Source organism: Catelliglobosispora koreensis DSM 44566 (assembly GCF_000379685.1).
Classification (GTDB): Bacteria; Actinomycetota; Actinomycetes; order Mycobacteriales; family Micromonosporaceae; genus Catelliglobosispora; species Catelliglobosispora koreensis.
Genome location: NZ_KB903272.1, coordinates 37068 through 49199, shown reverse-complemented (window position 1 = coordinate 49199; position 12132 = coordinate 37068). Strand labels below are relative to the sequence as shown.

At 63.4% G+C, this 12132-nt stretch carries 13 protein-coding genes; 6 read left to right on the top strand and 7 right to left on the bottom strand.

What is annotated here, in order from left to right:
- The first annotated feature begins 60 nt into the window (after window positions 1–60).
- Window positions 61–894, top strand: coding sequence for an ABC transporter ATP-binding protein (locus tag A3E1_RS0122935; protein WP_040391571.1), 834 nt, complete (start codon window positions 61–63; stop codon window positions 892–894).
- Window positions 891–1676, top strand: a complete 786-nt coding sequence (locus A3E1_RS0122930) for an ABC transporter permease (protein ID WP_020523126.1) — start codon at window positions 891–893, stop codon at window positions 1674–1676. The genes A3E1_RS0122935 and A3E1_RS0122930 overlap by 4 nt, the downstream gene beginning before the upstream one ends.
- 1 nt (window position 1677) lies before the next feature.
- Here A3E1_RS0122930 and A3E1_RS0122925 read toward each other — a convergent pair whose 3' ends face one another.
- On the bottom strand, window positions 1678–2526 hold the full coding sequence (locus tag A3E1_RS0122925; RefSeq protein ID WP_020523125.1) for a 3-hydroxyacyl-CoA dehydrogenase family protein: 849 nt from the start codon (window positions 2524–2526) through the stop codon (window positions 1678–1680).
- A gap of 102 nt (window positions 2527–2628) precedes the next feature.
- Between A3E1_RS0122925 and A3E1_RS44985 the strand changes: the two genes are divergently transcribed.
- Entirely contained in the window at window positions 2629–2970 is a 342-nt protein-coding gene (locus tag A3E1_RS44985; protein ID WP_020523124.1) for a hypothetical protein, read from the top strand.
- Window positions 2971–3002: 32 nt separating this feature from the next.
- Here A3E1_RS44985 and murA read toward each other — a convergent pair whose 3' ends face one another.
- On the bottom strand, window positions 3003–4316 hold the full coding sequence (murA, locus tag A3E1_RS0122915) for a UDP-N-acetylglucosamine 1-carboxyvinyltransferase (RefSeq protein ID WP_026208736.1): 1314 nt from the start codon (window positions 4314–4316) through the stop codon (window positions 3003–3005).
- Between the two features lie 16 nt (window positions 4317–4332).
- On the opposite strand from murA, the gene A3E1_RS0122910 reads away from it, so the two are divergent.
- From A3E1_RS0122910 to A3E1_RS0122900, 3 genes are read left to right on the top strand one after another with little or no spacing between them, the layout of a single operon-like run.
- On the top strand, window positions 4333–4911 hold the full coding sequence (locus A3E1_RS0122910) for a cob(I)yrinic acid a,c-diamide adenosyltransferase (protein WP_020523122.1): 579 nt from the start codon (window positions 4333–4335) through the stop codon (window positions 4909–4911).
- Between the two features lie 21 nt (window positions 4912–4932).
- The gene (locus tag A3E1_RS0122905) at window positions 4933–5901 is read left to right on the top strand and encodes a daunorubicin resistance protein DrrA family ABC transporter ATP-binding protein (protein ID WP_020523121.1); all 969 of its coding nucleotides are present in this window, start codon (window positions 4933–4935) and stop codon (window positions 5899–5901) included.
- A complete protein-coding gene (locus A3E1_RS0122900) occupies window positions 5898–6695 on the top strand; it encodes an ABC transporter permease (protein WP_020523120.1) in 798 nt (265 codons plus the stop codon). Before A3E1_RS0122905 ends, A3E1_RS0122900 begins: the two co-directional genes overlap by 4 nt.
- Window positions 6696–7347: 652 nt before the next feature.
- Here the strand turns inward: A3E1_RS0122900 and A3E1_RS41595 are convergent.
- The 5 genes from A3E1_RS41595 to atpA are packed head-to-tail and all read right to left on the bottom strand — an operon-like array spanning window position 7348 to window position 12111.
- The gene (locus A3E1_RS41595; RefSeq protein WP_020523118.1) at window positions 7348–7767 is read right to left on the bottom strand and encodes a DUF2550 domain-containing protein; all 420 of its coding nucleotides are present in this window, start codon (window positions 7765–7767) and stop codon (window positions 7348–7350) included.
- A 2-nt stretch (window positions 7768–7769) separates the two neighbouring features.
- A complete protein-coding gene (locus tag A3E1_RS0122885) occupies window positions 7770–8042 on the bottom strand; it encodes a F0F1 ATP synthase subunit epsilon (RefSeq protein WP_020523117.1) in 273 nt (90 codons plus the stop codon).
- A gap of 58 nt (window positions 8043–8100) precedes the next feature.
- Window positions 8101–9534 carry a F0F1 ATP synthase subunit beta gene (atpD, locus tag A3E1_RS0122880; RefSeq protein ID WP_020523116.1) on the bottom strand — a complete coding sequence of 478 codons (1434 nt, stop codon included), beginning with the start codon at window positions 9532–9534 and terminating at the stop codon, window positions 8101–8103.
- Window positions 9534–10463: a F0F1 ATP synthase subunit gamma gene (locus A3E1_RS0122875; protein ID WP_026208735.1), complete on the bottom strand. Its 930-nt coding sequence runs from the start codon at window positions 10461–10463 to the stop codon at window positions 9534–9536. The genes atpD and A3E1_RS0122875 overlap by 1 nt, the downstream gene beginning before the upstream one ends.
- 4 nt (window positions 10464–10467) lie before the next feature.
- The gene (atpA, locus tag A3E1_RS0122870) at window positions 10468–12111 is read right to left on the bottom strand and encodes a F0F1 ATP synthase subunit alpha (protein WP_020523114.1); all 1644 of its coding nucleotides are present in this window, start codon (window positions 12109–12111) and stop codon (window positions 10468–10470) included.
- Window positions 12112–12132 lie beyond the last annotated feature (21 nt).

The window sequence follows — 12132 nt, the reverse complement described above, 5'->3', positions numbered from 1 at the left end:
GATAGGTTACCGATCGTTAACTTAGACCGGTGAAAATCCTCACTCCCTATACTGCGCCGTGTGACAGCTTTAGCGATCAAGGTCGCGGGATTAAGAAAAACCTATGGGGGTACTGCCGCCGTCGCCGGCGTGGACCTCGAAGTGCATAAGGGCGAGGTGTTCGCCCTTCTTGGCCCGAACGGGGCTGGCAAGACGACCACGGTCGAGGTCCTCGAAGGCTTCCGCAAGCGTGACGAAGGCACCGTGTCGGTTCTCGGCGTGGACCCCGCGCACAGCGACAGCGCCTGGCGCCAGCGCATCGGCATCGTGCTGCAGGGCACCGGAGAGTTCGATGAGCTGACCGTCGGCGAGGTCATCCGGCACTTCGCCAAGTTCTATGACAACCCTGCCGACCCGGCTCAGGTGATCGAGCGCGTAGGCCTGTCCGAAAAGGCTGGCGCCCGCACCCACACCCTGTCCGGCGGGCAAAAGCGGCGCCTTGACGTGGCGCTGGGCATCGTCAACCAGCCCGAGCTGCTGTTCCTCGACGAGCCCACGACCGGATTCGACCCCGCCGCACGGCGTGAATTCTGGGAACTGATCCGGCAACTAGCCGCCTCTGGCACCACCATCTTGCTGACAACGCACTACCTCGAAGAAGCTGAATACCTCGCTGACCGGGTAGGCGTGATCGCCAAGGGCACGATCGTGGAAATCTCGACGCCGCAAGAACTTGGCGGCCGCAACACGGCGAAGGCGACGGTCAGCTGGCGCGACGGCAGCGAAGAGACCGACACTCCAACCGCGACGGTGCAACGGCTGTCCGCCGAATACAACGGCGAAATCCCCGAACTGACCGTCAAACGACCGTCCCTTGAAGACATTTACCTGAAGATGATCGGAGGGGCGGCATGAGTCTCGCCCTCGCACAAGGCCGTATTGAGCTACTGCAGTTCTTCCGTACCAGGGAATCGCTCGTCTTCACGTTGCTTTTCCCAGCGATGCTGATGGTCATCTTCGGCTCGATCTTCAAGAGTGTCGAGATCGCCCCAGGAGTCACGCTGTCGCAGTATTTCGTGACCGGCATGATCGCCTCAGGCATCCTGTCGAGCGGCTTTCAGAACCTCGCCATCACGATCCCGATCGAGCGCGACCGCGGTGTGCTCAAGCGCTACCGCGGCACGCCGATGCCCAAGTGGGTCTACTTCGCGGGCAAGGCCGTCTCGGTTGCCGTGCTGGCACTGGTTTCCATGGTTCTGCTGCTCGTGATCGCGGTGCTGCTTTACGGCATCAAGCTGCCGGATACGCCGGCCAAATGGGGGACGCTGGGCTGGGTTTCCGTGCTCGGTCTGGTCTCGTGCACGTTGCTGGGCATAGCCTTCTCGTCCGCGGCGCGCACGGGACGGTCAGCCCCAGCGGTCGTGACACCGATCGCCCTGATTCTTCAGTTCACCTCGGGCGTGTTCTTTGAGTACGACAAATTACCGACGTGGATGCAGCAGTTTGCCGCCCTGTTCCCGTTGAAGTGGATGACCCAGGGGCTGCGGTCCGTCTTCCTGCCGGATTCGTTTGCCTCCCAAGAGGTCGCGGGCTCTTGGGAGCTGGGCAAGACGGCCCTCGTGCTGGGCGCGTGGTGCGTCGGCGGTCTGCTGTTGTGCCTGCTGACCTTCCGCTGGACCACGCGCCGCGACGGCTAGTTCAGTACTTGTAGAAACCCTTGCCGCTCTTGCGTCCGAGCTCTCCGGCGGTCACCATCCGCTGGAGCAGCTCGGGCGGGAAGAACTTCGCGTCGGCCGTGTCGGTGTAGATGTTCTTCGCGGCGTGCATGAGGATGTCGACGCCGGTCAGGTCAGTGGTCGCCAGCGGTCCCATCGCGTGCCCAAAGCCCAGCTTGCAAGCTAGGTCGAGGTCCTCGGGGCTGACCACTCCAGACTCCACCAGCTTGACCGACTCGACCACGAGGGCGGCGATCAGGCGGGTCGTCACGAAGCCGGCGATGTCCCGGTTGACCACGATGCAGGTCTTACCGATCTCCTCAGCGAACTCGCGCGCCTTGGCGAGCGTCTCGTCGCTCGTGCGGTGGCCACGGACGAGCTCACAGAGCTTCATCATGGGTACCGGTGAGAAGAAGTGGGTCCCGACGATCTGCTCGGGACGCTCAGTCACCGAGGCGATCTGCGTGATGGGGATGGCACTGGTGTTGGTGCCGAGCACAGCGCTGGGCTTGCAGATGCGGTCGAGCGCGCGGAAGACCTCCTGCTTGACTTCCAGCTTCTCGAAGACCGCCTCGATCACGACATCGGCTTCGGCCGACGCTTCCAGCTCGGTCGTGGTGGCGATGCGGCCCAGAGCTTCCTCGGCCGACTCCGCGGTGATCGTGCCCTTGCTGGCGAATTTTTCGAGCGACTTGCGGATGCCGTCGAGCCCGCGCTTTGTCGCGGCATCGTCAAGATCACGAAGGGTGACCTCCCACCCGGCCTGCGCGGCAACCTGCGCAATCCCGGAACCCATGAGGCCAGCACCGATAACTGAAAGCTTCTTCGCCATGCCGCGAGCCTAACGAATCTTCAGGTACCAGGCGCTGGGGGTGTGAACTTGCGAAAGAGTGAAACTTCTCGCAAAAGCGTTTCGGAATGTCAAGATGTGGCCATGACGCTCGTCGGCCCGTTTATCGCGATTGCGCTGATCATGGCGGTGGCGGCACTGATGCACCGCACTCTGAGGCGCAAAACGCTCTTGCCCGTTGCCTCCCCTTCACTTTCGCCCCCGCCCACGCCGGTTCGCCCCACGCAGCTGACCGACAACCTGACGGACGACTATGGCCTGCTCGCCACGGCCGCGGTCTGCCGCACGCAGGCGGATGCGCTGCTGGTTAAGGAGCACTTACGCACCGCGGGCATCCGTTCGACGCTGGCCACCGCACCCGACGGTCAGATCCGGGTGCTCGTCTTCGGCGATGAGGTCGTGCGCGCCCGCCGCCTGGTCGGCTAGCTGCTTAGAACCCATTGATCGCGCGGTGCCGTTTAGAACGTGTATTCCGGGTCCGAAGGCACCTCGGCCCGGGCCACGTCAACGCCTAGTGAGCGCAGGTCACCCACGAAGTTGGGGTAGCCGCGGTCGATGTGGTGCACCGCACGCACGCTGGTGACGCCGTCGCCACACAGGCCCGCGATGACCAGACCAGCCCCGGCGCGAATGTCGCTCGCCGTGACCTCAGCGCTCGACAACCGTTCCCGGCCGCGGACCATCGCGTGATGCCCCTCGATGCGGATCTCAGCGCCTAGGCGCTTGAGCTCCTCAGCGAACATGAACCGGCCATCGAAGATGTTCTCGGTAATCAGGGACGTGCCCTCGGCCACCGCGGCCATCCCGATCGCCATCGGCAGCAGGTCCGTCGCGAATCCGGGATAAGGGAGAGTACGGATATCGACGGCCTGTGGCCGCTGTGGCATCCGCACCCGGAAGTTGTTCACGCCGTAGTCGACCTGGCCACCGGCCTGGGCGATCTTGTCGAGCGCGATTTCGAGCCAGCGCGGCTCGCAACCGTTGACGGTGACATCGCCACACGTCATCGCGGCACCGAAGGCCCAGGTGCCCGCGACGATCCGGTCACCGATCGTCGCGTGAGTCACCGGGTTGAGCGCCTCGACGCCGTGAATGGTGAGCTCAGAAGTGCCGGCACCCTCGATCTGGGCACCCATCGCGTTGAGCATCATGCAGATATCGACGATTTCGGGTTCGCGGGCCACGTTGTCGATAACCGTCGTTCCGCGAGCGAGAACCGCTGCCATGACTAGGTTTTCCGTTGCCCCAACGCTAGGGAAATCGAGGCTTATCTTCGCGCCGTGCAGCCCTGCTGGTGCGCTCGCGACCACGAAGCCGTGCTCGTTGGAGATATCAGCGCCCATCTTCGCCAGACCGCCGACGTGCATATCAAGGCCCCGTGAACCGATCGCATCACCGCCGGGGTGTGCCACACGGACTTCACCGCAACGGGCCAGAAGCGGCCCCAGCACACAGATCGAGGCACGCAACCGGCGCACGAGATCGTAGTCCGCCTCAGGATGCAGCCGCTCCGGCACTCCAATGTGGACGGAGTCGTCGTGGAACGACACCTCAGCGCCCAGCCGCCGCAGCACCTCACCCATTAGCGCGATATCGGTGATGCGGGGAATGTTCGTGACGGCCGATTCACCCGAGGCGAGCAACGCTGCCGCCATCAGCTTGAGAGCCGAGTTCTTGGCACCTACCACGCCGACCTCGCCGGTCAGCCGTACTCCGCCGGTCACCCTGATGACGTCCACATCGCACATCGTAGAAGGCGCGCCAGGCTCCATCAGTACGCTACTAGTCATGGCCGTTCACCTCACTCGCATCTACACCAGGACCGGCGATGCCGGCACGACCGCCCTTGGCAACGGGGAACGTGTACCCAAAACAGCCCCCCGTATAGCCGCGTATGCGGAAGTAGACGAATGCAACGCCCAAATCGGCGTCGCATTGGCCCTAGGCAACTTAGCCGATGATGTCCGTGATGCGCTAGTGCTGATCCAGAACGACCTTTTCGACGTGGGCGCCGACTTGTGCAATCCCATCACTCCCGACCCGAAATACCCGCCGCTGCGCGTTACCAAGGACTACATCACCCGCCTTGAGGGCTACTGCGATGAGTTCAACGCGCGGCTGTCCAAATTGGATTCATTTATCCTGCCGGGGGGTACGCCAGGAGCGGCGCTGCTGCACGTGGCGCGAACCATCGCTCGTCGCGCGGAGCGCGCGTCGTTCGCCCTGATGGAAGCGGACCCGGATCGCACCAGCAAGCTTCCCGCACAGTACCTCAACCGGCTCTCCGATCTGCTGTTCATCCTCGCTCGCGTGGCGAATTCCGATGGGACCAACGACGTGAAGTGGGTTCCGGGCGCAAACCGATAAATCCTCATATACGGTGAGGGCGTGGCTGAGGCAATAGTCGCTGAAGGGCTGGCCAAGCACTACGGGGACGTGAAGGCGCTCAACGGCATTGACCTGTCAGTGCCCGAAGGAACCGTGCTCGGCCTGCTCGGGCCCAACGGCGCCGGGAAAACCACCACTGTGCGCATTCTGACCACGCTACTCAAACCCGACCACGGCCGGGCGAGCATCAACGGCATCGATGTCCTCGCACATCCCGACAGGGTGCGCCGCACCATTGGGGTGAGTGGACAGTACGCGGCCGTCGACGAATACCTCACCGGCATGGAGAACCTCGAAATGATCGGGCGGCTCTATCACTTGGGCCGCCGTCAAGCGCGCTCGCGAGCCGACGATCTGCTGGAGCGGTTCAACCTCACGGAGGCCGCCAACCGTCCGGTCAAGACATACTCAGGCGGCATGCGACGGCGACTGGACTTGGCCGGGGCGCTCGTGATTTCGCCGCCGGTGATCGTGCTGGACGAGCCGACCACGGGGCTCGATCCCCGCTCGCGGCTCGGCATGTGGGACGTCATCAGCGAACGCGTCCGTGCCGGAGCGACGCTTCTGCTCACCACGCAATACCTCGAAGAGGCCGACCAACTCGCCGACGACATCATCGTCATCGATAAAGGCAAAGCCATCGCACACGGTACACCGGAAGAGCTCAAGCGCGACGTCGGCGGCGAACGGCTCGAAGTCGTGCTGGGCAACCGGGCCGAGGCCACTACCGCGGCCGAGATCCTGGCCAAGGTGTGCGCCGGAGACGTTGACATCGACGATGAGGCACACCGTGTCGCCGCGCCCATCACCAAAGGACCCTGGGCGCTCATTGAGGCGGTCCGCCAATTCGACTCCGCCGGCATCGAGCCGGTCGACATCGGCATCCGCCGGGCCAGCCTTGATGACGTGTTCATGAAACTCACTGGTACTCACGCCTCCGCCATGCAGACCGAGGAGGTGTCGTCATGAGCGCGCTGACACTGGCGCTACACGACGGATGGGTTGTCGCGAAACGAAACCTCATCAAAATCAAGCGCATCCCGGACTTGCTCATCTTCTCGACGATCCAGCCGATCATGTTCGTGCTGTTGTTCGCTTACGTCTTCGGTGGCGCTATCAACGTGCCGGGCGGCAACTACCGCGAATTCTTGATGCCCGGCATCTTCGTGCAGACCGTCGCCTTTGGAGCGGGCATCACCGCGATCGGGCTCGCCGACGACTTACAGAAGGGCATGGTTGACCGCTTCCGGTCCCTGCCCATGTCCCGTGGCGCTGTCCTCATTGGACGCACGACTTCCGATCTGCTCAACAACCTGTTCGTCGTCATCATCATGGCGCTAACGGGCCTCATCGTGGGCTGGCGCATCCACACCGGACTGTGGAAAGGCCTCGCGGGATTCGCACTATTGCTCGCGTTTGGCTATGCGATGAGCTGGATCTCAGCGCTCATCGGACTATCCGTCAAGTCGGTCGAGGTCGCCCAGAGCGCTGGATTCATCTGGATGTTCCCGCTGACATTCCTGTCCAACGCTTTCGTGCCAACGCAAACCCTGCCAGCCATCCTGCAGCCGATCGCGAACTGGAACCCCATCTCGTCGATGGTCCTATCGTTGCGTGACCTATGGGGCAACACTGGACTGACCCGCCCGCCAGGTATCCCGGGCGAGTACCCCATCCCGTTGGCACTGGGCTGGATCGCACTCATCCTGATCATCTTCGTCCCGCTGAGCATCTCCAAATACCGCCAAGCCGCCGCCCGCTAACTCCCCGACTGCCCGCCGCCACCCACTTCCCGCGCGCCCCGCTTCCGCCGCTTCTCGCGCGTCCGCCGCACCCGCGCCACCGTCACCCGCACAAACCCATCGGTGATCCACATCCCTTGTGGCGCGATCAAACCGCCTTTCGATCACGTCTCCGAGGCTGTGGATCACAGTTCGGGATGTGGATCACGACCAAGCGGCCTCCCCGAAAGCGGGTAAACCGAGCAACGCAAGGAGAAGCAAGGCAGTAACCCAAACCGCGTCAAGCAAGGCAAGCGGAGACGAAGGATGTCGGTGCGGCGGTGTTGGGAAGCCGGGGCGGCAGGACGGACAGCGAAGCGGACCCGAAGAAGGCATCGCACCGCAAGGAAAGCGGGATCCAGGGAAGCGACGAACAGGGAAAGCGGCGCAGCGCATGGGATGCGGGGAATCGTGCGGGGTGGGAAATGGCGGGCGGGGCCGCGAGGAAAGCGTTGGGAGCGCGGAGGTTGCGGGCCAGGGAAGCGCGGACCTGAGGGTCCTCACGGGAGGGACGGTCGCAACCATGTGCGGCGTCGGAAATAGGCACCGCAACCCACCGCGGCCGCAAGCGAACAGGCCTAAACCAAAGCCGGCACCGCGATAGCCATGACGGCGCAGAAACCAACCCCAGCAATCAGGTGCTGTAAGGCGTGACGGACTCGAGCCAGGAGAGGAAGCCGGTGACGGTGTGGCGGGGCATGGCTACCTCGATGATGGAGCCGCCTGCCTTGCATTCAAGCACGACCCACTCGACCGGAAGCAGTTGTGCCTCTTCGGGAGTGGGTGACCGTCGGCTCAGGACGGTGACGTCGCGGCGGGTGAGGATTTTCTTCGGGCGCGGCGCCAGGCTGAACAAGCGGAACCAGCGGAGGTCATCGCCCCGGAAATGGGCGAACCCCGGGGCCCATCCTCGGCCGCCGGGGCGCTGGTTCAAACGGAAATAAAGCTCTACGGTGCCTCTTACTCGCGCGAAGTATTCGCGGCGGGCGAAGACGGCGATTAGCAGGGCAAGGCAAGCGACGAGGAGAACTGCGATCGCTTCCAGTACCCGCATGGTCAGTTGCTTGCGGGAGTGGCGCTTTCGGCGAGGACGGTTACGCCCTCTGCCGTCACGGAAAGGAATCCGCCATCGACGTCGTAGGCCAGTTCCTGGCCGTCGGCGAGCTTGATGCGAACCTGACCCGGGTTGGCCAGCTGGCCCAGAAGCGGCGCGTGCCCGGGCAGGACGCCCAGTTCACCCTCGGTGGTGCGAGCGCTGAGCATCTCAGCCTCGCCCGACCAGACACTCTCCTCGACCGCTACAAGGTCGACCTTCAGGGTCTTGGCCACGTCATTCTCCTTTGCTGAGGGGGCCGCCGGCCATCCGGCGGCCCCCTGTCAAAAGTAACTACTTAGTGAGCTCGCGGTAATTCTTCTCGAGGTCATCAAGACCACCACACATGAAGAACGCCTGCTCCGGAACGTGGTCGTAGTCGCCCTGCGAGATCCGCTTGAACGCCTCGACGGTCTCCTTGACAGGCACCGTGGAGCCTTCGACGCCGGTGAACTGCTTGGCGGCGTAGGTGTTCTGCGACAGGAACCGCTCGATCCGGCGAGCCCGGCCCACGACGACCTTGTCCTCTTCCGACAGCTCGTCCATACCGAGGATGGCGATGATGTCCTGCAGGTCGTTGTACTTCTGCAGAATCCGCTTCACCTCAGAGGCGACCGCGTAGTGCTCGGCGCCAACGTACTCGGGCGCGAGGATCCGGCTGGACGAGGCCAGCGGGTCCACGGCCGGATAGATGCCCTTGTCGGACACCTTCCGCTCGAGGTTGGTGGTCGCGTCGAGGTGCGCGAAGGTGGTCGCCGGAGCAGGGTCGGTGTAGTCGTCAGCGGGCACGTAAATGGCCTGCAGCGACGTGATGGCCTGACCACGCACCGAGGTGATGCGCTCCTGGAGCTCACCCATCTCGTCCGCGAGGTTCGGCTGGTAACCCACGGCGCTTGGCATACGGCCGAGCAGCGTGGACACCTCGGAACCGGCCTGCGTGAAACGGAAGATGTTGTCGATGAAGAGCAGCACCTCCTGCTTCTGCACGTCACGGAAGTACTCCGCCATGGTCAGCGCGCTCAGGGCGACGCGAAGACGCGTGCCCGGCGGCTCGTCCATCTGGCCGTAAACCAGTGCGGTGTCACCGATAACGCCAGCGTCGGTCATTTCGTGGATGAGGTCGTTACCCTCACGGGTACGCTCGCCGACACCCGCGAACACAGACGTACCACCGAAGTTCCGGGCCACGCGGATGATCATTTCCTGGATCAGAACCGTCTTGCCCACGCCGGCACCGCCGAACAGACCGATCTTGCCACCCTTAACGTACGGGGCGAGCAGGTCGATAACCTTGACACCGGTCTCCAGCATCTCCGTCTTCGGCTCAAGCTCCGAGAACGCCGGAGGCTTGCGGTGGATCTCCCACCGGTCCTTGACTTCGAGCTTCTCGCCCGGCTTGAGGTTCAGGCACTCGCCGATGACGTTGAAGACGTGACCCTTGGTCGCGTCGCCCACCGGCACGCTGATCGCGGCACCGGTGTCACGCACCTCAGAGCCGCGGACCATGCCGTCCGTCGGCTGCATCGAGATCGCGCGGATCACGTTGTCGCCGATGTGCTGCGAGACCTCAAGGGTCAGTTCCTTGTCGCCCTCGGCCAGGGTGACGGTTGTCTTGAGCGCGTTGAAGATCTCGGGCATCGCGTCACGCGGGAACTCCACGTCGACGACCGGGCCGATGACCCGGACGACGCGGCCGACGCCCGTTTTAGTTTCGGTCGCAGTTGTCATCATTCACTCCCCGCCGCCGCGAGCGCGTTCACGCCGCCGACGATCTCACTGATTTCCTGGGTGATCGCGGCCTGACGCGAAGAGTTCATCTCCCGCGTCAACCGCTTGATCATGTCTTCCGCGTTGTCAGTCGCGGCTTTCATAGCCCTTCTGCGAGAAGCGCTTTCGCTTGCCGCCGAGTCCAGCAACGCCGCGTAGATGCGCGTGTTGATGTACTTCGGGAGCAGAGCGTCAAGCAACTCCTCCGGGTTGGGCTCAAACTCGTATGCCGGCAGCAGTTCGCCCTCGTTAGCTTCGCGCTCTTCGACCTGCATAGGCGCGAAGATCCGCGTGTCGGGGGCCTGCGTCATGAGCGACTTGAACTGGGTGTAGACGATGTGCAACTCGTCGACGCCCAGCACGCCGTCCTCACCAGCATGATCGGTTCCGTCATCGGCACCGTGCACGAAGGCCTCAATCAGCGTCTCGCCCACGGTCCGCGCGTCGGAGAAGCGAGGCTGCTCGGAGAAACCACTCCAGCTGCCCGCCAGCTCACGCCCACGGAACTTGTAGTACGCGATGCCTTTGCGGCCAACGACATACAACGCGACCTGCTTGCCCTCACCCTTGAGCCGGGCAATGAGCTGCTCGGCCAGCTTGATGGCGTTGACGTTGTAGCCGCCGCACAGACCACGGTCACTCGTGATGAGCAGAACACCGGCCCGGTGCTCGGGTTCCCGAGCGACGAGCAGCGGGTGCTTGGCGTTCGTGTTCGACGCCAATGAAGTAAGCACCCCGGTGATCGCGTTCGCATAGGGCAGCGACGCGTTCACCCGCTCCTGGGCCTTGGCGATGCGGCTGGTCGCGACCAGCTCCATCGCCTTGGTGATCTTCTTCATCGCACGGGTCGCGCGGATCCGCCGTCGAAGAACTCTGACTTGTCCGGCCATAGGACTACTTCTTCTTCTTTTTATCGCTCTTGATGCGCGTCACGGTCTCGACGCTTTCTTCGCCCTCGAGCGGTGCGGCGTCAGCTTCCTTGACGGTTACCGTCTCTTCGTTCGCGAGGAACATGTCCTTGAACTTGGCGACGGCCTCGTCCAAAGTGGCGACGATGTCGTCATCCCAGTTGCCAGCCGCGATTGAGTCCAGCGTGCCCTTGTGAGAGTGACGCAGGTAGCCCAGGAACTCCGCCTCAAAGCGGCGAACTTCGTTGACCGGAATGTCATCGAGCTTGTTCTCGGTTCCGATCCAGATCGAAACAGTCTGCTCGGCGGGCGACACCGGCGCGTAGTTCTGCTGCTTGAGCAGCTCGACCAGACGTACACCCTTGTCCAGCTGAGCACGGGAGGCCTTGTCCAGGTCGGACGCGAAGGCGGCGAACGCCTCCAGCTCACGGTACTGAGCGAGGTCCAGGCGCAGACGGCCAGAGACCTTCTTCATCGGCTTGGGCTGTGCCGCACCACCAACACGCGACACCGAAGTACCAACGTTGATGGCTGGGCGTACACCGGAGTTGAACAAACCTTCCTCAAGGAAGATCTGGCCATCGGTGATCGAGATGACGTTGGTCGGGATGAAGGCGGAGATGTCACCGGCCTTCGTCTCGATGATGGGCAGACCCGTCATCGAGCCGGCACCCAGCTCGTCGGAGAGCTTGGCACAGCGCTCCAGCAACCGTGAGTGCAAGTAGAAGACGTCACCCGGGTAAGCCTCGCGGCCCGGCGGGCGGCGCAGCAGTAGCGACACGGCACGGTAAGCCTCGGCCTGCTTCGACAGGTCGTCGAAGACGATCAGGACGTGCTTGCCGGCGTACATCCAGTGCTGGCCGATCGAAGAACCGGCGTAAGGCGCGAGGTACTTGAAGCCGGCCGGGTCAGAAGCCGGCGAGTTAACGATGGTCGTGTATTCCATCGCGCCCGCTTGCTCCAGCGTCCCCTTAACGGAGGCAACGGTGGAGGCCTTCTGTCCAATCGCGACATAGATGCAGCGAACCTGCTTCTTCGGGTCGCCGGATTTCCAGTTGTCCCGCTGGTTGATGATCGCGTCCAGGGCGACGGAGGTCTTACCCGTCTTGCGGTCACCGATGATCAGCTGACGCTGACCGCGACCGATCGGGGTCATGGCGTCGATCGCCTTGATTCCGGTCTCCAGCGGCTCATGCACGCTCTTACGGGCCATAACGTTCGGCGCCTGAAGCTCAAGCTCACGGAAGCCCTCGTTGGCGATCTCGCCCAGGCCGTCGATCGGCTGGCCAAGCGGGTTCACCACGCGGCCAAGGAAGGCGTCACCAACGGGGACCGAGAGCACCCGGCCGGTCCGCTTAACGGTCTGGCCTTCCTCGATGCCTTCGAACGGGCCCAGAACAACGACACCGATCTCGCGCACGTCGAGGTTAAGCGCGACACCCAGGGTGCCGTCTTCGAACTCCAGCAGCTCGTTGGCCATGGTCGAGGGCAGACCCTCCACCTTGGCGATACCGTCGCCAGCCTCGGTCACGACGCCGACCTCCTCGCGGGAGACCTCGGGCGTGTACGAGGAGACGAAGCGCTCAAGCGCTCCTCTGATCTCGTCAGACGAGATGGTCAGCTCGGCCATCTTCAACTTCCCTTACTAATT